Origin of the sequence: Pseudomonas fluorescens (genome assembly GCF_030344995.1) — a bacterium.
Classification (GTDB): domain Bacteria; phylum Pseudomonadota; class Gammaproteobacteria; order Pseudomonadales; family Pseudomonadaceae; genus Aquipseudomonas; species Aquipseudomonas fluorescens_BF.
In genome coordinates, this window is the sequence record NZ_CP128260.1 from 2,006,825 (window position 1) to 2,027,229 (window position 20,405).

20 protein-coding genes are annotated in these 20,405 nt (G+C 60.7%); all 20 read left to right on the top strand.

The window, feature by feature from the left end:
- Positions 1–6: 6 nt before the first annotated feature.
- Complete coding sequence (gene pseB, locus QR290_RS09085) at positions 7–1,008, top strand: UDP-N-acetylglucosamine 4,6-dehydratase (inverting) (protein WP_064594325.1); 1,002 nt, start codon at positions 7–9, stop codon at positions 1,006–1,008.
- Complete coding sequence (gene pseC, locus QR290_RS09090) at positions 1,005–2,162, top strand: UDP-4-amino-4,6-dideoxy-N-acetyl-beta-L-altrosamine transaminase (protein WP_289204751.1); 1,158 nt, start codon at positions 1,005–1,007, stop codon at positions 2,160–2,162. The genes pseB and pseC overlap by 4 nt, the downstream gene beginning before the upstream one ends.
- 31 nt (positions 2,163–2,193) lie before the next feature.
- Positions 2,194–2,814 carry a pseudaminic acid biosynthesis-associated methylase gene (locus tag QR290_RS09095; RefSeq protein ID WP_289204752.1) on the top strand — a complete coding sequence of 207 codons (621 nt, stop codon included), beginning with the start codon at positions 2,194–2,196 and terminating at the stop codon, positions 2,812–2,814.
- The gene (gene pseF / locus QR290_RS09100) at positions 2,811–3,506 is read left to right on the top strand and encodes a pseudaminic acid cytidylyltransferase (RefSeq protein WP_289204753.1); all 696 of its coding nucleotides are present in this window, start codon (positions 2,811–2,813) and stop codon (positions 3,504–3,506) included. The genes QR290_RS09095 and pseF overlap by 4 nt, the downstream gene beginning before the upstream one ends.
- Positions 3,503–5,005 (top strand): UDP-2,4-diacetamido-2,4,6-trideoxy-beta-L-altropyranose hydrolase, encoded by a 1,503-nt coding sequence (pseG, locus tag QR290_RS09105; RefSeq protein ID WP_289204754.1) that lies wholly within the window; start codon positions 3,503–3,505, stop codon positions 5,003–5,005. Before pseF ends, pseG begins: the two co-directional genes overlap by 4 nt.
- Complete coding sequence (pseI, locus tag QR290_RS09110) at positions 5,002–6,054, top strand: pseudaminic acid synthase (protein ID WP_289204755.1); 1,053 nt, start codon at positions 5,002–5,004, stop codon at positions 6,052–6,054. The genes pseG and pseI overlap by 4 nt, the downstream gene beginning before the upstream one ends.
- 226 nt (positions 6,055–6,280) lie before the next feature.
- Positions 6,281–7,207 (top strand): ketoacyl-ACP synthase III, encoded by a 927-nt coding sequence (locus QR290_RS09115; protein ID WP_115076994.1) that lies wholly within the window; start codon positions 6,281–6,283, stop codon positions 7,205–7,207.
- 86 nt (positions 7,208–7,293) lie between these two features.
- The gene (locus tag QR290_RS09120) at positions 7,294–8,586 is read left to right on the top strand and encodes a motility associated factor glycosyltransferase family protein (RefSeq protein WP_289204756.1); all 1,293 of its coding nucleotides are present in this window, start codon (positions 7,294–7,296) and stop codon (positions 8,584–8,586) included.
- Complete coding sequence (locus QR290_RS09125) at positions 8,583–8,849, top strand: hypothetical protein (protein ID WP_115076996.1); 267 nt, start codon at positions 8,583–8,585, stop codon at positions 8,847–8,849. The genes QR290_RS09120 and QR290_RS09125 overlap by 4 nt, the downstream gene beginning before the upstream one ends.
- Positions 8,850–9,092: 243 nt before the next feature.
- Positions 9,093–9,953, top strand: coding sequence for a flagellin domain-containing protein (locus tag QR290_RS09130; RefSeq protein ID WP_115076997.1), 861 nt, complete (start codon positions 9,093–9,095; stop codon positions 9,951–9,953).
- A 74-nt stretch (positions 9,954–10,027) separates the two neighbouring features.
- On the top strand, positions 10,028–10,384 hold the full coding sequence (locus tag QR290_RS09135) for a flagellar protein FlaG (protein WP_115076998.1): 357 nt from the start codon (positions 10,028–10,030) through the stop codon (positions 10,382–10,384).
- An 81-nt stretch (positions 10,385–10,465) separates the two neighbouring features.
- Entirely contained in the window at positions 10,466–11,929 is a 1,464-nt protein-coding gene (gene fliD / locus QR290_RS09140; protein WP_115076999.1) for a flagellar filament capping protein FliD, read from the top strand.
- Positions 11,930–12,058: 129 nt separating this feature from the next.
- A complete protein-coding gene (gene fliS / locus QR290_RS09145; RefSeq protein WP_007958302.1) occupies positions 12,059–12,457 on the top strand; it encodes a flagellar export chaperone FliS in 399 nt (132 codons plus the stop codon).
- A 10-nt stretch (positions 12,458–12,467) separates the two neighbouring features.
- Positions 12,468–12,764, top strand: coding sequence for a hypothetical protein (locus tag QR290_RS09150; protein ID WP_039765621.1), 297 nt, complete (start codon positions 12,468–12,470; stop codon positions 12,762–12,764).
- Between the two features lie 172 nt (positions 12,765–12,936).
- Positions 12,937–14,412 carry a sigma-54 dependent transcriptional regulator gene (locus QR290_RS09155; RefSeq protein ID WP_003222863.1) on the top strand — a complete coding sequence of 492 codons (1,476 nt, stop codon included), beginning with the start codon at positions 12,937–12,939 and terminating at the stop codon, positions 14,410–14,412.
- A gap of 110 nt (positions 14,413–14,522) precedes the next feature.
- Positions 14,523–15,734, top strand: coding sequence for a sensor histidine kinase (locus QR290_RS09160; RefSeq protein ID WP_011333046.1), 1,212 nt, complete (start codon positions 14,523–14,525; stop codon positions 15,732–15,734).
- Positions 15,735–15,739: 5 nt separating this feature from the next.
- Positions 15,740–17,131, top strand: a complete 1,392-nt coding sequence (locus tag QR290_RS09165) for a sigma-54-dependent transcriptional regulator (RefSeq protein ID WP_289204757.1) — start codon at positions 15,740–15,742, stop codon at positions 17,129–17,131.
- A 128-nt stretch (positions 17,132–17,259) separates the two neighbouring features.
- A complete protein-coding gene (gene fliE / locus QR290_RS09170; protein WP_007958292.1) occupies positions 17,260–17,589 on the top strand; it encodes a flagellar hook-basal body complex protein FliE in 330 nt (109 codons plus the stop codon).
- Between the two features lie 15 nt (positions 17,590–17,604).
- Positions 17,605–19,392, top strand: a complete 1,788-nt coding sequence (fliF, locus tag QR290_RS09175) for a flagellar basal-body MS-ring/collar protein FliF (RefSeq protein WP_007958290.1) — start codon at positions 17,605–17,607, stop codon at positions 19,390–19,392.
- Positions 19,385–20,404 carry a flagellar motor switch protein FliG gene (fliG, locus tag QR290_RS09180; RefSeq protein WP_007958288.1) on the top strand — a complete coding sequence of 340 codons (1,020 nt, stop codon included), beginning with the start codon at positions 19,385–19,387 and terminating at the stop codon, positions 20,402–20,404. The genes fliF and fliG overlap by 8 nt, the downstream gene beginning before the upstream one ends.
- Position 20,405: the final 1 nt, after the last annotated feature.

Below are 20,405 nucleotides of genomic sequence, written 5' to 3' on the forward strand. Positions count from 1 at the left end.
CAAGACATGTTCAACGGAAAATCGATTTTCATCTCCGGCGGCACCGGCTCGTTCGGGCGCAAGTTCATCGCGCGCCTGCTCGAGCAATACCAGCCCAAGCGCGTGGTGGTGTTTTCCCGCGATGAACTCAAGCAATACGAGATGCAGCAGACGTTCAACGCGCCGTGCATGCGTTACTTCCTCGGAGACGTGCGCGACGCCGATCGTCTGCGCCAGGCCATGCGCGGCATCGATTACGTGGTGCATGCCGCGGCGTTGAAGCAAGTGCCGGCGGCGGAATACAACCCGACCGAATGCATCCGCACCAACGTCAACGGCGCGGAAAACATCATCGCTGCCGCCATCGACAACGGCGTGAAAAAAGTCGTCGCGCTTTCCACCGACAAGGCCGCAAGCCCGATCAACCTGTACGGCGCCACCAAGTTGCTGTCGGACAAGTTGTTTGTCGCGGCCAACAACATCGCCGGCGAACAGCAGACGCGTTTCGCCGTGGTGCGCTACGGCAACGTGGCCGGTTCGCGCGGGTCAGTGGTGCCGTTCTTCAGCAAGCTGATCGCCGATGGCGCGACCGAACTGCCGATCACCGACGAGCGCATGACCCGCTTCTGGATCACCCTCGATCACGGCGTGCAATTCGTGCTCGATAGCTTTGCGCGGATGCACGGCGGTGAAGTGTTCGTGCCGAAGATTCCGTCGATTCGCGTGGTCGATCTCGCGCGGGGAATGGCTGAGCACCTGCCGCACAAGAACGTCGGCATCCGTCCGGGCGAGAAGCTGCACGAGCTGATGGTGCCGCTGGACGATGCGCGGATGACCCTGGAATTTGCCGATCACTACACCATCCAGCCGTCGATCCGTTTTACCAGCGTCGACGTGGATTTTGCCGAGGACAAACTCGGTGAGCGTGGCGTGCCGGTCGGTGAAGATTTCGAGTACCGCTCCGACACCAACCCGCACTTCCTCTCGGTGGGGCAGATCGCCGACCTGCACGCGAAGCTGTCGGTATGATTCCCTACGGTCGGCAGAGTCTCGACCAGGCGGACATCGACGCGGTCGTCGAGGTGTTGCAGTCCGACTGGTTGACCCAGGGCCCGACCATCGAGCGCTTCGAGCAGGCGATGGCCGAGCGTTGCCAGGCCGATTTCGCGGTGGCGGTGTGCAACGCCACGGCGGCGCTGCACATTGCCTGTCTGGCGGCGGGGCTCGGCGCGGGCGACCGGTTGTGGACCACACCGAATACCTTTCTCGCGTCGGCCAACTGCGGCCGTTATTGCGGTGCCGACGTTGACTTCGTGGACATCGATCCGCTGACCTGGAACCTCGACGCCGAAGTTCTGGCGAGCAAACTCGATGCTGCCGAGCGCGACGGCACGCTGCCCAAAGTGCTGGTGGCGGTGGCGTTCTCCGGGCAGAGCTGCGACATGCGGCGGATTGCCGAACTGGCCGAGCGCTACAACTTCACGGTGATCGAAGACGCCTCCCACGCGGTTGGCGCCCGTTACGCCGGGCGTCCGGTGGGTTGCGGTGAATTTGCCGCGATGACCGTGTTCAGTTTCCACCCGGTGAAGATCATCACCAGTGGCGAAGGCGGCATGGTGCTGACCAATCGCCCGGAACTGGCCGAGCGTCTGCAACGCCTGCGCAGCCACGGCATGACCCGCGATCCGCAGCAGATGACTGAACCCAGCCACGGCCCGTGGTACTACCAGCAGGTCGAGCTGGGTTTCAATTACCGGATCACCGATCTGCAAGCTGCGCTGGGCCTGTCTCAGCTGAGCAAACTGGACGAATTCATTGCCCGCCGTCGAGAGCTGGCCGCGCGTTACGACCGTCTGCTGGCGTACCTGCCGGTCACCGTGCCGAGCCTCCAGCCGGACGCCGAATCAGCCTGGCATCTTTATGTGGTGCGTTTGCAGACCGAGCGCATCAGCCTCAGTCACCGTCAGGTGTTCGAAGGCTTGCGCGCCGCCGGTATCGGCGTGAATCTGCACTACATTCCGCTGCATTTGCAGCCGTACTATCGTGACCTGGGTTTTGCCGAGGGAGACTTCCCCGAAGCCGAGCGTTATTACGCCGAAGCGATCAGCCTGCCGCTGTTCCCGTTGTTGAGCGATCAGCAGCAGGACTACGTGGTCGAGCAATTGCGTCGGTTGACTGAATGAGTGCCGCTGCGGCGGTGGATGGAAAACGGTAATGCGTGATCTGAGCGAGCAGGAACAGTTCTGGCAGGGCGAATTCGGCAACCAGTACGCTGACCGCAACGTCGGCCAGCCACTGGTGGCGGCCAATCTGGCATTGCTCGCCAAGGCGCTGACCCGGGCCGGGCGGATCGACAGCCTGCTCGAACTGGGCACCAACGCCGCCAACAACTTGCAGGCGCTGCGTCAGTTGCTGCCTCGCTGCGAGCTGTTCGGGGTCGAAATCAATGCCAGCGCCTGTGCCCAGGCGCGTGCGCTGGACATCGCGAACATCTGGCACGGTTCGCTGTTCGACTTTCCCCGTGAACGCCAATACGACCTGACCCTGAGCAAAGGCGTGCTGATCCATCTGGCGCCGGAGCTGTTGGCGACGGCGTATGCGCAATTGTATGAGCTGAGTTCGCGCTACATCCTGATTGCCGAGTACTACAATCCCTCGCCGGTGGAAGTGTCCTATCGCGGCAACAGCGGCAAGCTGTTCAAGCGCGATTTCGCCGGGGAAATGCTCGATCGATACCCTGATCTGCAACTGCTGGACTACGGCTTCGGTTATCACCGCGATCCGCAATTTCCGGTCGACGACATCACTTGGTTCCTGCTGGAAAAACGTCCTTGAACAATGTCGCAATCATCCCGGCCCGCGGGGGCAGCAAACGCATCCCGCGCAAGAATCTCAAGCCGTTCGACGGCGTGCCGATGATTGTCCGTTCGATTCGTACGGCCCTCGATTCAGGGTTGTTCGAACAGGTGGTGGTCAGCACCGACGACGCAGAAATCGCCGACGTGGCGCGGGCCAACGGTGCTCAGGTGCCGTTCATGCGTCCGGCGGAGCTGGCCGATGATTTCACCGGCACTGCGGCGGTGATCGTACATGCCTTGCAACTACTGCCGGCCTTCGATTACGCCTGCTGTGTGTACGCCACCGCGCCGTTGTTGCAGGCGCGGTTTCTGCGTCAGGGACTGGAATTGCTGGCGCAGCATCCGGACAAGTCCTTTGCTTTTTCGGTCACCGATTTCGGTTTTCCGGTGCAGCGCGCCTTGACCCTCGACGGGCAGGGCGCGGTGACGGCGTTGTACCCCGAGTTTCGCAATACCCGCTCCCAGGATCTGCCGGCAGCCTTTCAGGATGCCGGCCAGTTCTATTGGGGCCGCCGCGAGGCCTGGCTGGGTGGCGAGGTGCTGTATTCGCCGGCCAGTCTGCCGGTGATCCTGCCCCGTTATCTGGTGCAGGACATCGATACCGTCGAAGACTGGAAGCGCGCCGAGTACCTTTACGCCGCCCTCAAGGCTGGCGGGGAACTGCAATGAGAGTGCTGATCCGTGCCGACGCGTCGCCGACTATCGGCAGCGGCCATATCGCCCGTTGCCTGACACTGGCGCGGGTGCTGCGCACGCAAGGCAGCCATGTCGCGTTCGCCTGCCGTCGTTTGCCCGGCCATCGGCTCGATGCGTTGCAGAGCGAAGGCTTCGAGACCTTTGCGTTGCCCGATCGCTATGCCGGTGAAGACCCGGAGCAGGCCATCGAATCGATGCTGCCGTGGCAGGCGGATATCGAAGCACTGGCGACGCAACTGGAAGGACAGCCTGAGTTTGACTGGGTGATCGCCGACCATTACGGCCTCGATCATCATTGGCAGACTGCTGCCCGCCGCTTCGCACCACGGATCGCCGCCGTCGATGATCTGGCGACCCGACGCTACAACGTGGACCTGCTGCTCAATCAGAACCTCTCCGGGCTCAGCGAAAACTATCAGCCGCTGCTGCCGGCCGGGTGCCGAACGCTGCTCGGTCCGCGCTTCGCCATGCTGCGCGAAGAGTTCAGCGGCCCGGCCATCGACATCAAACCTGTGGCGCGTCGGGTGCTGGTGAATTTCGGCGGTTTCGATGCGGCGCGCCAGACCCATCACGCGATGCTGGCGCTGGCGGATTTCTCGGCGCTTGAAGTGGATTTCGTCGCCGGCGCGGACAACCCGGCCTGGGCAGAGATGCAGGCGCTGGCTGAAAGTCGGCCGAACTGGCGCCTGCACAGTTTCGTCAGTGATTTTCATCGACGCATGACCGAGGCCGACCTGTTCATCGGTGCCGGCGGTGGCACCAGTTGGGAACGCGCGGCGTTGGGCCTGCCGACGATCTGCATTGCGGTATCGAACAACCAGCAGGCCAACGGCGAGGTGATGGCGGCGGCCGGCGCGCATGTGTTCATGGGCGCGCGGGAACAGGTCAGCGTCGAACAACTGCGCGATGCCGTCGGCTTTGTCGTGGGCAACTTTTATTTGCGCCAGAGCCTGGCCAAGCGTTCACGGCAGCTCGTCGACGGACGCGGTGCGCTACGGGTAGCGGTGGCACTGGCCGGCGCGGTGCTCAAGTTGCGTCTGGCGACGCCGGATGACGCGCAGTTGCTGTTCGACGGGCGCAATGCCGAGGCGGTGCGCCGCTGGTCGCTGGACAGCGGGGCGATCGATTGGTCGCAACATGTGAACTGGCTGGAAGCGAGCCTGCGCAATCCTCAGCGGTTGCTGCTGGTGGCCGAGGCAGATGACGGCCCGGTCGGCGTCCTGCGCTACGATCTGCGCAGCTTTGAGGCAGAGGTTTCGCTGTATCTGTTCGAGGGGCATTTCGGCCTCGGCTGGGGCAGGGCGCTGTTGGCGCAGGGTGAGGCCTTTGTGTCTGCGCACTGGCCGCAGATGACCGCCATCACCGCCCAGGTGCTGCCGGCCAATCGGCCCTCGATGAATGTTTTTCGTGACGCCGGGTTCACCCAGAGTGTCTGCGCGTTCAGCAAGGTTTTGAAGGAATCCCGTCAATGAGCAGTTTCAAGATCGGCAACCGCCAGATCGGTGCCGATGCGCCGCCGTTCATCATCGCTGAAATGAGCGGCAACCATAATCAGTCGCTGGACGTCGCCTTGCAGATTGTCGAAGCGGCGGCAAAGGCCGGTGCCCATGCCTTGAAGCTGCAAACCTACACCGCCGAAACCATGACCCTGGATCTGGCGCAAGGCGAATTCTTCATCAAGGATCCGAACAGTCTGTGGGCCGGTACCTCGCTCTACGACCTGTATGAAAAGGCCCACACACCCTGGGAATGGCACGCGCCGATTTTCGCCCGGGCCAAGGAATTGGGCATGCTCGCGTTTTCGACGCCGTTCGATGACAGCGCCGTGGACTTCCTTGAAAGCCTCGACGTGCCGGCGTACAAGATCGCCAGTTTTGAAAACACCGATCTGCCGTTGATTCGCCGTGTCGCAGCGACCGGCAAACCGCTGATCATTTCCACCGGCATGGCCAGCATCGCCGAGCTCGATGAAACCGTGCGCGCCGCCCGTGAGGCCGGTTGCACGGATCTGGTTCTGCTCAAATGCACCAGCACTTACCCGGCGACCCCGATCAACAGCAACGTGCGCACAATCCCGCATCTGCGTGAGCTGTTCGGTTGTGAGGTTGGTCTGTCAGACCATTCGATGGGCGTCGGCGTGTCGGTGGCGGCGGTGGCGCTGGGCGCGACGGTGGTGGAAAAACACTTTACCCTCGACCGTTCAGCCGGTGGGGTGGACGCCAGTTTCTCGCTGGAACCGGCAGAACTGGCCAGCCTGGTGGTCGAGACCGAACGCGCCTGGCAGGCCATGGGTCAGGTGCATTACGGGGTGACCGAGGCTGAGCAGAAGTCCCTGGTTTACCGTCGGTCGCTGTACGTCACGGCCGATATGGCGGCCGGTGAACCCTTCACGGCGGCCAATGTGCGCGCCATTCGTCCCGGTCTCGGTCTGCCGCCCAAGCACACCGATGCCGTCCTCGGGCGCCGCGCGCGCCAGCCGATCAAACGCGGTACGCCGCTGGACTGGTCATTGGTCGAATGACCCGATCTGTCACCGATTCGGCAAAATAGCGTGACCTGCGAGTCATAACGCGCATCTTCACTGTATTGTAATGACCGGGGAGATGGCGCCTGGCCCGTTTTCGGTTCCAGTGATAGCCCTTTGCGCTCCCCGTGGCTGCCTGTTGTGGCGGCCGTTTTCTGTTTGTCGGCGCCCCTCGAATCCTTGCGAGCGGTGGTATTGGGCTGTTTATTATTGGGAAGCCGTAATGATTGGCATAAAAAGCATTGCGAGCTACGTTCCTGTAGCCGGCGTGGACAATTACGCACAAGGTGCAAAATTCGAGAAGGATGAAGAATTCATCCTCGGCAAGATCGGTTCGGCCTTCCTCCCACGCAAAGACGCGGAACAGGAAACCTCCGATCTGTGCGTTGAAGCGGCCAATGCGCTGTTTGCCAACAACCCTGAACTGAAACGTGAATCCATCGATGCGCTGATCGTCGTCACCCAGAACGGTGACGAAGAAGGCCTGCCGCACACCGCGGCCATCGTCCAGGACAAGCTTGGCCTGCCGACCCATGTCGCGGCGTTCGATATTTCCCTGGGCTGCTCCGGTTACGTCTACGGCATCTACGCGATCAAGGGCTTCATGGAAGCCGCCGGCCTGAAGAACGGTCTGCTGATCACCGCTGATCCTTATTCGAAGATCGTCGACCCGGAAGATCGCAACACCACCATGCTGTTCGGCGACGCCGCTACCGCCACCTGGATGGGTGAAGATCCGGTCTGGGCGCTGGGCAAGGCCAAGTTCGGCACCGACGGTTCCGGCGCACCGCACCTGAAAGTAACCGATGGCGTGTTCTTCATGAACGGCCGTCAGGTGTTCAACTTCGCGCTGCTCAAAGTTCCGGCGCACTTGCACGAACTGCTCGACGATTCGGGTCTGAAGGCCGATGACATCGACGCGTTCTGTATTCACCAGGGCAGTGCGGCGATTGTCGACGCCGTGGCGCGACGTTTTGAAGGCGAGCCGGAGAAGTTCATCAAGGACATGGTCGAGACCGGCAACACCGTGTCGTCCAGTGTGCCGCTGCTGCTGGAAAAACACGTGATGGATTCCGACTGGAAGCGCATCGCGATCAGTGGTTTCGGTGTCGGTTTGTCGTGGGGTTCGGCGATTATTTATCGTCCTTGAATCCGGTACGAACGACGGATACAAAAATAGCGTTCAAGGGGTAACCTTGAGCGCTATTTTTTTGCCTGAAGGGAGCGCAAGGCATTATGAGTGAGTTTTTCCAGGCCAATGCCGACGTCATCGAACGGCGCTGGCCGGCACTGTTCGCCCGACTGATGAGCGAAGACAGTACGACGATCAAGGCCGAGCTGACGCAGGGGCTGGTGTCGACGGTGAGCATTGGCGGTATTCAGCTCACCAGTCGCCATGACCGCCTTCACGAAGCCCGGATCCAGGCAGCCAGTCTGCCGGCCGACAAACCGCAGTTGCACGTGTATGGCACCGGCCTCGGTGACCTGCCGGCCGTGTTGCTGGAGCGTTCCGACCTTGAACAGCTCTATGTGCACATCCTCAATGGCGCGCTGTTTGCCCTGGTCCTGCAACTGGTCGATCAGCGGCAGTGGCTGGACGATCCTCGGACAGAGCTTCTGTATGCCGGTGATCTGCCGGATATCTACACGCCGTTCTTTGCGTTGCCTGCCGAGATGCTGCTGGCCGATGACTTCAACGCAAAAATCCGTGATCGGCTTGTCAGCGAAGTACACCTGAGCTTCAGCAATCGTGAATTCGATCCGCAGTCGCCCTTCATCCAGAAGCGTTTGCAGGACTGTCTGCCCGTGCTGCTCGCCGACGATGATGTGGCGACGTTGTTCGGTACTTGTGTCGGTCGGGACATTTACGTAATCGGCACCGGGCCGACGCTGGAGCAGCATTTCGAGCGTCTGGCCGCGATCCGCGAGCAGGCCGAGCGCCCCTTGTTCATTTGTGTCGATACAGCCTACCGGCCGCTGCGTGAGCACGGGATCGTGCCCGACTACGTGGTGAGCATCGATCAGCGCATCGGCTTCCGGCATTTGCCTTTCGAGGAATCCGACGGCATTCCGCTGGTGTATCTGCCCATGAGTGATCCCGAGGTGCTGAGGGCCTGGAAGGGCAAGCGTTATGGCGGCTACTCGGCCAGTCCGGTGTATGCGGCATTGCGTGAGCTGTACCCGAGGGCGCTGCTGCATGTAGGTGGCAGCGTGATTCACCCGGCCGTGGATCTGGCGGTGAAGATGGGCGCAGCACGCATCACGCTGTTCGGCGCCGATTTTGCCTTTCCGATGAACAAGACCCATGCCGGCTGGAGTGACGGTGACCTGGGCCCCTCGGTGAATCAGGCGCGGCACTGGGTGCGTGACGGGTTTGGCGAGCGCGTCAGCACGCAGCTTAATTTTCGCGGTTATCTGTGTGTGCTGGAGCGATATATCGCCAGCCAGCCGCAGGTGGCTTTTTTCAACAGCAGCCGCGCAGGGGCGCACATTGCCGGGACCACGTTCAATCAGGAGTTCGTGCAATGACTGCGCTGAAAAAATGGGTAGAAGAGTGCCGTCAATGCGCCGGGCTGTTCCGGTTGGGGCGTGATGTCGAGGCCGCATTGGCCATGGTCGATGTGTTCGAGGGCGCCCAGCAGTCATTGGTGTTGGCCGGCGCGCCGACGCAGTTGACCTGGGCACAGTTGCTCAAGCAAATGCTCGAGTGTCAGGAGCGTCAGGACTGGTTGGGCCTCGCCGATTTCATGGAGTACGAGCTGATTCAATTGCTGGAAGATCCGTCCGCTTGAAGAGGGGCGAAGGCGCTGGCCCGCAGGTTTGCGCCACGGACGGTTTTATGACGTCATTTTTTCGAAGGTAAAGTGCTGCTAAGTCTTTGTTTTCTAGGGGGTGGCAGGTTGATGGCAAAATTTTTCAAAAAAGCCCTCAAGCAACCTGCAAACCCGACGATAACTATTACGAAGGTTCTCTAGGCCATACCCGGCGGTTGCCAGGGCCGGAAGCCGCAGTACCCAACCAACGAGGAATTCGTCATGGCTTTAACAGTAAACACCAACACCACGTCGTTGAACGTTCAGAAAAACCTGAACCGCGCTTCCGACGCTCTGTCGACTTCGATGCAGCGCCTGTCTTCCGGCCTGAAAATCAACAGCGCTAAAGACGACGCCGCTGGCCTGCAGATCTCCAACCGTATGTCTTCCCAGATCCGCGGTAACACCCAGGCAATCCAGAACGCCAACGACGGTATCTCCGTTGCCCAGACCGCTGAAGGCGCTCTGCAAGCTTCGACCGACATTCTGCAGCGTATGCGTGAACTGGCTGTTAAAGCACGTAACGGTACCAACGGCACTGCTGACCAGACCGCTACCAACGCTGAATTCGCTCAGATGTCCGACGAGATCACCCGTATCTCGGCCGCTACCAACCTGAACGGTAAAAACCTGCTGGACGGTTCGGCTGGTACTGTGACCCTGCAAGTGGGCGCAAACACCGGTTCGGCTAACCACATCGACCTGGTACTGAGCTCCAAGTTCGACGCCGTCAGCCTGTCCGTAGGTAGCGGTACTGTAGTTCTGACCGGTACTTCGGGTACTGGTGCTGGTTCTGCTTCGCAGAACATCGACAACGCGATCACTGCAATCGACGCCGCTATCGCTGCAATCGGTGCAACTCGTGCCAGCCTGGGTGCTTCGCAAAACCGTCTGACCAGCACCATCCAGAACTTGCAGAACATCACCGAGAACACCACTGCTGCACAAGGTCGCGTACAAGATACCGACTTCGCCGCAGAGACTGCTAACCTGACCAAGCAGCAAACCCTGCAACAGGCTTCGACCTCTGTTCTGGCACAAGCCAACCAACTGCCTTCCGCTGTACTGAAGCTGCTTCAGTAATTTCGGAATGAGTTTTGGCGGGGGAGTGCGCTTGTCGCGCTCTCTCGCTTTTTTACGTTAAGAGGTGATGGGCAATGGACATGAGCGTAAAGCTTAGCGTGTCGTATCCGGCTCCCAAGCCAGCCGCAACCGTTGCAGACAAGCCGGCGGAAACGAAGCCTCAGACTGTTGAAGCGGTTCCTGCCTCGAAAAAGAGCCAGGAAGCGGATGAAAACAAGCTGAAGCTGGCGGTGCAGGAAATCGAGAAGTTCGTTCAGTCGATCAAACGCAATCTGGAGTTCTCGATCGACGAGCATTCCGGCAAGGTCATCGTCAAGGTGATCGCAAGCGAGACGGGTGAGGTCGTGCGACAGATTCCCTCCGCAGAAGCCCTCAAGCTGGCAGACAGCCTCGCCAACGCGAGTCACGTGTTGTTCGACGCCAAAGTCTGATAGCTGGCATGAATAGTGTTTGAAGTTCTTTAGGCGCCGGCAAGGGTCAAAAGACTGGCAACAACCCCAAGGGAGATGCACATGGCAAGTCCAATTTTACCGGGTTCGGGCCTGGGTTCCGGCCTGGACATCGGTGCAATCGTTACTGCGCTGGTCAACGCTGACAAGTCGCCGAAGCAGACGCAGATCGATAACGCGACCAAGACCAACACGCTGAAGATTTCCGGTATCGGTACGTTGAAGAGTGCGTTGACCGCATTCCAGACCGCGATGACCAACCTGGGCAGCAAGACCAATCCTGCGTTTGCCGGTTATACGGCGACTTCGGGCACTCCGGCCGTTTTGGGTGTCAGCGCGGATAACACTGCCGTTTCGGGTACTTACAGTGTTGTTGTGAATAAACTGGCCACCGGTTCGAAAATAGCCAGTGCATCCTTTGCCGGCGGTGCTGCCAGTGCCATTCCGAGTGGTACCCTGAAAATCAGTCAGAATGGCACTGATTACAATGTCACGATCCCGGCCAATGCCACGTTGCAGAGCACTCGTGACGCCATCAACACGGCTCAGGGCGTCAATGGCATTTCCGCCAACATCGTGACTGACAGCTCGGGCGCTTCGCGTCTGGTGATCAGTTCGAGCAAGACTGGCGCAGGCTCCGACATGAAGGTCAGCGGCATCGCCGGCCTGGAAATCGACGGCACCCAGGAAATGGGTACCAGCCCGGCAGCCGGTGCTTCCGGCGCGGTCAACGGCCTCGCTCAGGATGCGTCGCTGACCATCGACGGCCTGGCAGTGACCAGCAAGAGCAACACGGTCACCGGTGCTATCAGCGGTCTGACAATGAACCTGGTAACGGCCAGCCCGGGTACTCCGCCGACACCTGTCACGGTGACTGTCGACGGGAACACCAAGGGTTTGCAGACGTCGGTTCAGGCGTTCGTCGATGCCTACAACACCTTGAAAACCACCATTGATTCGTTGTCCAAAGCGACGCCGGACGAAGATGGCAAGCTGACCGTTCAGGCGGCGTTCACCGGTGACTCCTTGGCGCGTTCGCTGGTTGCCGATATCCGCGGACAAATTACCGCCCCGAGTGCTACCGCTGGCAGCCCGATGGCCTACCTGTCGCAGTTGGGTGTCATGACCGACCGCAATACCGGTAACCTGACGTTCGACACGACCGCATTCAACAAGGCCATGTCCACGCCGGGCATGAGCGGCAAGGTCCAGGAGATGTTCACCGGCACCAACGACACCAATGGTCTGTTGGCGCGCATGAGCAAGGCGGTGGATCCTTACCTCAAGGCTTCGGCCGATGGCAAGACCACCACCGGTCTGCTGGATCAGCGCCTGACCATCCTGAACAACAACACACGCAACCTCACTTCCCAGCAACTGGCGCTGGATCTGCGTGTGGCCAACCTGACCAAGACGTTGACTGCCAAGTACAACGCCATGGACTTGCTGGTAGGGCAGATGAAGGCCACGGCGAGCAACATCACGTCGTTCTTCAGCTCGCTGAACGCTCAGCAATCCGCGAAGTAACATGCAGGAACGACAAAAACCCGGCTACGCTTTCGAGCGTGCGCCGGGTTTTTGTCTTATGGTCTAAAGTTTTTCGACTCGCTGGCGATACACTGTTCATACGAGTCATTGTGGCAAATGAGGTAGAACATGAATCCGATGTTAGCCCTTCGGCAATACCAGAAAGTAGGTGCGCACGCTCAGACGTCTGAAGCGAGCCCTCATCGCCTGGTGCAAATGCTGATGGAAGGCGGTCTGGACCGTATCGCCCAGGCCAAGGGTGCGATCGAGCGCAAGGATATTCCTGCCAAGTGCACGTCGATCAGCAAGGCCATCGGCATCGTCAGCGGACTGCGCGAAGGTCTGGATCTGGAGAATTCCGCGGATACGCTGGCTGATCTGGACGGTCTTTACATCTACATGATGAAACGTCTCGCCGAGGCGAACATCAGTAGCGATCCGCGTATTCTTGATGAGGTTGCCGGCTTGCTGAGCACCGTCAAGGAAGGCTGGGACGCGATCGCGCCAGCGCCTGCTCCGCAGTTCTGAGGAAATCATCATGAGTCTTGTACTGCAGCGAATCGAAGAAACCCGTGTAGCGCTGGTCGGTGCCCTGGCCGAGCGTAACTGGGAGGCGATCGGTCAACTGGATCTCGATTGCCGTTCCTGCATGGAAGATGTCTTGAGTGAAGCTTCTGTGGACGAGGTCGCGTTGCGCGATAACCTTGAGGAGCTGCTGCATGTCTACAAGCAGTTGCTTGAAGTCGCCATGGGTGAGCGTCAGGCGATAGTCGACGAGATGTCGCAGATCACCCAAGCGCAGAACGCGGCAAAGGTTTACCATCTGTTTGGTTAATTAACCCTCAGTTAATCCAGACATGTGCGCCATAAATTTGACTGTGCACGGTTTTTTGACTTAACTAGTGGCTGTTTTCAGATTTCAGGCGTCTACAGGCACAAGGTGTCCTGCAAGCGTCTCGCTTGCCCCTTATTTTGGGCATTGAGTTGACTAGGGAAGTTGCTATTGCATGTGGCGTGAAACCAAAATTCTGCTGATCGATGACGATAGCGTCCGCCGCCGCGACCTGGCGGTGATCTTAAATTTTCTTGGCGAAGAAAATTTACCCTGCGGAAGCCATGACTGGCAGCAGGCAGTCGGCTCTTTGTCGTCTAGTCGTGAGGTCATTTGCGTACTGATCGGGACGGTCAATGCTCCTGGTGCGCTTTTGGGCCTGTTAAAGACACTCTCAACCTGGGATGAGTTCCTTCCGGTTTTGCTGATGGGCGATAATTCTTCGGTGGACCTGCCCGAAGACCAACGCCGCCGGGTACTTTCGACCCTCGAAATGCCGCCGAGCTACAGCAAACTGCTGGACTCCCTGCACCGTGCCCAGGTCTATCGCGAAATGTACGACCAGGCCCGCGAGCGTGGCCGCCATCGCGAACCCAACCTGTTCCGCAGCCTCGTCGGCACCAGCCGTGCGATCCAGCATGTGCGTCAGATGATGCAGCAAGTGGCCGACACCGACGCCAGCGTACTGATCCTCGGCGAGTCCGGGACCGGCAAGGAAGTGGTTGCGCGCAACCTGCATTACCATTCCAAGCGTCGTGACGCGCCGTTCGTTCCGGTCAACTGCGGGGCGATCCCGGCCGAGTTGCTGGAAAGCGAACTGTTCGGCCACGAGAAGGGCGCCTTCACCGGCGCGATCACCAGCCGTGCCGGCCGCTTCGAGCTGGCCAACGGCGGTACGCTGTTTCTCGACGAAATCGGCGACATGCCGCTGCCGATGCAGGTCAAGCTGCTGCGCGTACTACAGGAGCGCACCTTCGAGCGCGTGGGCAGCAACAAGACCCAGAGCGTCGACGTACGCATCATTGCAGCGACCCACAAGAATCTCGAAAGCATGATCGAGATCGGCACCTTCCGCGAAGACCTCTACTATCGCCTGAACGTGTTCCCGATCGAGATGGCGCCGCTGCGTGAGCGCGTCGAAGACATCCCGCTGCTGATGAATGAGCTGATCTCGCGCATGGAGCACGAGAAGCGCGGTTCGATCCGCTTCAACTCCGCCGCGATCATGTCCCTGTGCCGCCACGGCTGGCCGGGCAATGTCCGCGAACTGGCCAACCTGGTGGAACGCATGGCGATCATGCATCCGTACGGGGTGATTGGCGTGGTCGAGCTGCCGAAGAAATTCCGCTACGTCGACGACGAAGACGAGCAAATGGTCGATAGCCTGCGCAGCGATCTGGAAGAGCGCGTGGCGATCAACGGCCATACGCCGGACTTCACCGCCAACGCCATGCTGCCGCCGGAAGGTCTCGACCTGAAAGACTACCTCGGTGGTCTGGAGCAGGGTCTGATCCAGCAAGCGCTGGACGATGCCAATGGCATCGTGGCCCGTGCCGCCGAGCGTCTGCGCATTCGCCGCACCACGCTGGTGGAGAAGATGCGCAAGTACGGTATGAGCCGTCGTGAAGGTGATGAACAGGCGGATGATTGACGCCTGTTTTTCAACTGCTTCATTTATAAGCGGTTTTTTTTAGGCACGGGTATTGCTACGTCCCTCGCAACGTTCCGTTTAACTGACGGTCAGCCAAGCGAGAGAGCACAATGCCCCAAGCCTCCCAGATGTCTTCTGTTCCCGAGTCCTCGGGGCAACTGCCGTCCGTAGAGCAGGCGAGCCGCCAAGGGCTTGAGCAGGCATTCGCCCTGTTCAACCAGATGTCCAGCCAGCTGACCGACTCCTACAGCATGCTCGAAGCCCGGGTCACCGAGCTCAAGGGCGAGCTGGCCGTAGTCAGCGCTCAGCGCATGCAGGAACTGGCGGAAAAAGAACGCCTGGCCAACCGTCTGCAAAACCTCCTCGATCTGTTGCCCGGTGGCGTTATCGTCATCGACGGTCACGGCATTGTGTGCGAGGCCAATCCCGCCGCCATCGAATTGCTCGGCCTGCCGCTGGAAGGCGAGCTGTGGCGCCACGTCATCGCCCGTTGCTTCGCGCCCCGTGAAGACGACGGCCACGAAATTTCCTTGAAAAACGGTCGACGCCTGTCGATTGCCACCCGCTCGCTGGATGCCGAGCCGGGGCAGTTGGTGCTGCTCAACGACCTGACTGAAACCCGTCACTTGCAGGATCAACTGGCCCGCCACGAGCGACTGTCGTCCCTGGGCCGTATGGTCGCGTCGCTGGCGCATCAGATCCGCACGCCGTTGTCCGCCGCGCTGCTGTACGCCAGTCATTTGACTGAGCAGGAATTGCCGGTCGCCACCCAGCAGCGCTTCGCCGGGCGCCTCAAGGAGCGCCTGCACGAGCTGGAGCATCAGGTACGCGACATGCTCGTATTCGCTCGCGGCGAGCTGCCACTGACCGACCGCGTCACGCCCAATGCCTTGATGCAGTCGCTGCAGGCTGCGGCGCTGACCCATGTGCAGGATCTGCCGATCCGCTGGCAATGCGACAGCCACGCCGGCGAGTTGCTGTGCAATCGCGACACGCTGGTCGGGGCGCTGCTCAATCTGATTGAAAACGCGATTCAGGCGAGTGCCGGTGAGGTGCGTCTGAAAGTGCATTGCTATACCCGCGACAACACCCTGCGGTTGTGTGTCAGTGACAGCGGCAGCGGTATCGATGCGGCGGTGCTGGCGCGGCTGGGCGAGCCTTTTTTCACCACCAAAGTCACCGGCACCGGCCTGGGCCTGACCGTGGTCAAGGCCGTGGCGCGTGCGCATCAGGGAGAATTGCAGCTGCGTTCGCGGGTCGGGCGCGGTACGTGCGCACAGGTCATCCTGCCGTTGTTTTCTGCTGTACAGGGAGCTGAGTGAAGGTCATGGGCATCAAGGTTCTGCTGGTCGAGGATGACCGCTCGTTGCGCGAAGCGCTGGCCGATACGCTGTTGCTGGCCGGCCACGACTACCACGCAGTGGGTTCGGCCGAAGAGGCGCTGAAGGCCGTCGAGCGCGAAGCGTTCAGTCTGGTGGTCAGCGACGTCAACATGCCGGGAATGGACGGCCATCAATTGCTCGGCCTGCTGCGCGCGCGGCAGCCGCAATTGCCGGTGCTGCTGATGACTGCCCATGGCGCGGTCGAGCGCGCGGTCGATGCCATGCGCCAGGGTGCGGCGGATTATCTGGTCAAGCCGTTCGAGCCCAAGGCCCTGCTGGATCTGGTAGCGCGTCACGCCTTGGGCAGCCTTGGCGCCAGTGACGCCGAAGGGCCGGTCGCGGTCGAGCCCGCCAGTGCTCAATTGCTGGATCTGGCGGCGCGGGTCGCACGCAGCGATTCCACCGTGCTGATTTCCGGCGAGTCCGGCACCGGCAAGGAAGTGCTGGCGCGCTACATCCACCAGCAATCCCGTCGCGCCAGTCAGCCGTTCATTGCGATCAACTGTGCGGCGATCCCCGACAACATGCTCGAAGCGACCCTGTTCGGTCACGAAAAAGGCTCGTTTACCGGCGCCATCGCGGCCCAGGCCGGCAAGTTCGAACAGGCGGACGGCGGCACCATTCTGCTCGACGAAATTTCCGAAATGCCTCTGGGCCTGCAAGCCAAGTTGCTGCGGGTATTGCAGGAGCGGGAAGTGGAGCGGGTCGGTGCACGCAAGCCGATCACTCTCGATATTCGCGTGGTGGCGACCACCAACCGCGACCTGGCCGGTGAAGTGGCGGCGGGGCGGTTCCGTGAAGACCTCTATTATCGTCTGTCGGTATTTCCGCTGGCCTGGCGTCCGTTGCGCGAGCGCACCGCCGATATCCTGCCGCTGGCCGAGCGTCTGTTGGCCAAACACGTCAATAAAATGAAGCACGCGATGGCGAAGTTCTCGCCCGAGGCGCAAGCGTGCCTGATCGGTTATCCGTGGCCGGGCAACGTGCGCGAGCTGGATAACGCGGTCCAGCGGGCCTTGATTCTCCAGCAGGGCGGGTTGATCCAGCCGCAGGATTTCTGTCTCTCCGGGCCTGCGCTGTTTGCTCCATTGCCGGCGGTTGCGCCGGTTGCGCCAGTCATTCGTGAAGTCGAGATCGAGGCGGATTCGGCCGGTGCGCTGGGCGATGACCTGCGTCGCCGCGAGTTCCAGATGATCATCGACACCCTGCGTACCGAGCGCGGTCGACGCAAGGAGGCGGCCGAAAAACTCGGCATCAGCCCGCGCACCCTGCGTTACAAACTGGCGCAAATGCGCGATGCGGGCATGGATGTCGAAGGCTACCTGTTCGCGACCTGACGGGTGGCGCAAACGTTTGAAACGGCTTTTCTGAAAGCGGTGCCCATGAGCTGGCACCGTTGTTGCTAACACCTGAGTACCCGCCGAGTGAGTGTCAAAAAATTGCGGGCCGCCCAAGAGAGTAGACCATGAGCCAAGGTATTGAATTTAATCGGTTGATGATGGACATGAAGGCCATGCAAATGGACGCCATGTCGAAGCCGAAATCGATTGCTGCTGCCCCTGAAGTGGCAGGCAGCAGCTTTTCCGACATGCTCGGTCAGGCCATCAACAAAGTCAGTGATACCCAGCAGGCGTCGACTCAGTTGGCCAACGCATTTGAAATCGGCAAGAGCGGCGTCGATCTGACGGACGTGATGATTGCCTCGCAAAAGGCCAGCGTGTCGTTCCAGGCTCTGACCCAGGTGCGCAACAAGCTGGTTCAGGCTTATCAAGACATCATGCAGATGCCGGTTTAAGGACGAGATTGAGTCATGGCAGAAGCAGTCGCCGATAACGTTCCGGCCAAGGCCACCCCGATAGACGGCAAACCGCCGCTGTTCGGCCTGTCCTTCCTGGAAAACCTCTCCGAGATGACCGTGCTGCGTCAGGTGGGCCTGTTGGTCGGCCTGGCCGCGAGCGTGGCGATTGGCTTTGCCGTGGTGCTGTGGTCGCAGCAACCGGACTACCGGCCTCTGTACGGCAGCCTTGCCGGCATGGACGCCAAGCAGGTCATGGACACCCTGGCCTCCGCCGACATTCCCTACACCGTCGAACCGAATTCCGGCGCCTTGCTGGTCAAGGCCGATGACCTGTCCCGTGCGCGGCTCAAGCTCGCGGCCGCTGGTGTCACTCCCAGCGACGGCAACATCGGTTTTGAAATCCTCGACAAGGAACAGGGTCTGGGCACCAGCCAGTTCATGGAAGCGACCCGTTATCGTCGCGGCCTCGAAGGCGAACTGGCCCGCACCATTTCCAGCCTGAACAACGTCAAGGGCGCGCGCGTTCACCTGGCGATCCCGAAAAGTTCGGTGTTCGTGCGTGACGAACGCAAGCCAAGCGCTTCGGTACTGGTCGAGTTGTACTCCGGTCGTTCGCTGGAGCCAGGCCAGGTCGTTGCCATCATCAACCTGGTGGCAACCTCCGTTCCCGAGCTGAGCAAATCGCAGATCACCGTCGTCGACCAGAAGGGCAACCTGCTGTCGGATCAGGCGGAAAACTCTGAAATGACCATGGCCGGCAAGCAGTTCGACTACAGCCGCCGCATGGAAAGCATGCTTACCCAGCGCGTGCACAACATTCTGCAACCGGTACTGGGCAACGATCGCTACAAGGCTGAAGTCTCGGCCGACGTCGATTTCAGTGCTGTCGAATCGACCGCCGAGCAGTTCAACCCGGATCAACCGGCCCTGCGCAGCGAGCAGTCGGTCAACGAACAACGCACCGCCAGCAATGGCCCGCAAGGTGTGCCGGGTGCCCTGAGCAACCAGCCACCGTCGCCGGCTTCGGCGCCGCAGACCACCGGTGGCGCAGCCGCCCCGGCGAGCATGGTGCAACCTGGTCAGCCACTGGTTGATGCCAACGGCCAGCAGATCATGGACCCGGCCACCGGCCAGCCGATGCTCGCGCCGTACCCGGCGGACAAGCGTCAACAATCCACCAAGAACTTCGAGCTCGACCGTTCCATCAGCCACACCAAACAGCAGCAGGGTCGCCTGAATCGCCTGTCGGTGTCGGTGGTGGTGGACGATCAGGTCAAGATCAACCCGGCCAACGGCGAAACCACCCGTGCGCCGTGGAGCGCCGACGAATTGGCGCGCTTCACCCGTCTGGTACAGGACGCCGTGGGCTTCGACGCCAGCCGTGGCGACAGCGTCAGCGTGATCAACATGCCGTTCTCCGCCGAGCGCGGCGAAGTGATCGCCGACATTCCGTTCTACTCCCAGCCATGGTTCTGGGACATCGTCAAACAAGTGCTGGGTGTGTTGTTCATCCTGGTGCTGGTGTTCGGCGTGCTGCGTCCGGTGCTCAACAACATCACCGGTGGCGGCAAAAGCAAGGAGCTGGCCGGTCTGGGCGGCGACATGGAACTCGGTGGCATGGGCGGTCTGGATGGTGAACTGTCCAACGATCGCGTCAGCCTCGGCGGCCCGACCAGCATTCTGCTGCCGAGCCCGAGCGAGGGTTATGACGCTCAGTTGAACGCAATCAAGAGTCTGGTGGCAGAAGACCCGGGTCGTGTGGCCCAGGTCGTGAAAGAGTGGATTAACGCAGATGAGTGATAACCGAGCCGCCGTCGCCAAACTGTCCCGGGTCGATAAAGCCGCGATTCTGCTGCTGTCCCTGGGCTCGACCGATGCCGCACAAGTGCTGCGCCACATGGGGCCCAAAGAGGTTCAGCGTGTAGGTGTGGCCATGGCCCAGATGGGCAACGTCCACCGTGAGCAGGTCGAGCAGGTCATGAGCGAGTTCGTCGACATCGTCGGCGATCAGACCAGCCTGGGCGTCGGCTCCGACGACTACGTGCGCAAAATGCTCACTCAGGCCCTGGGTGAAGACAAGGCCAACGGCCTGATCGACCGCATTCTGCTGGGCGGCAACACCAGTGGCCTCGACAGCCTGAAATGGATGGAGCCGCGCGCCGTCGCCGACGTGATCCGTTACGAGCACCCGCAGATCCAGGCGATCGTGGTCGCGTACCTCGATCCGGATCAGGCCGGTGAAGTGCTGGGCAACTTCGACCACAAGGTGCGTCTGGACATCATCCTGCGCGTCTCGTCGTTGAACACCGTGCAGCCGGCCGCGCTGAAAGAATTGAACCAGATCCTCGAGAAGCAGTTCTCGGGCAACTCGAACGCCTCGCGCACCACCCTGGGTGGCATCAAGCGGGCGGCGGACATCATGAACTTCCTCGACAGCTCGATCGAAGGCCAGCTCATGGACTCGATCCGCGAAGTCGACGAAGACCTGTCCGGTCAGATCGAAGACCTCATGTTCGTGTTCAACAACCTGGCCGATGTCGACGACCGCGGTATCCAGGCACTGTTGCGCGAAGTGTCTTCCGATGTGCTGGTGCTGGCCCTCAAGGGGTCGGACGAAGGCGTCAAGGAGAAGATTTTCAAGAACATGTCCAAGCGTGCCGCCGAACTGCTGCGCGACGACCTCGAGGCCAAGGGCCCGGTGCGCGTCAGCGACGTGGAGACCGCGCAGAAGGAAATCCTCACCATCGCCCGCCGTATGGCCGAAGCCGGAGAAATTGTGCTCGGTGGCAAGGGCGGCGAGGAAATGATCTAAG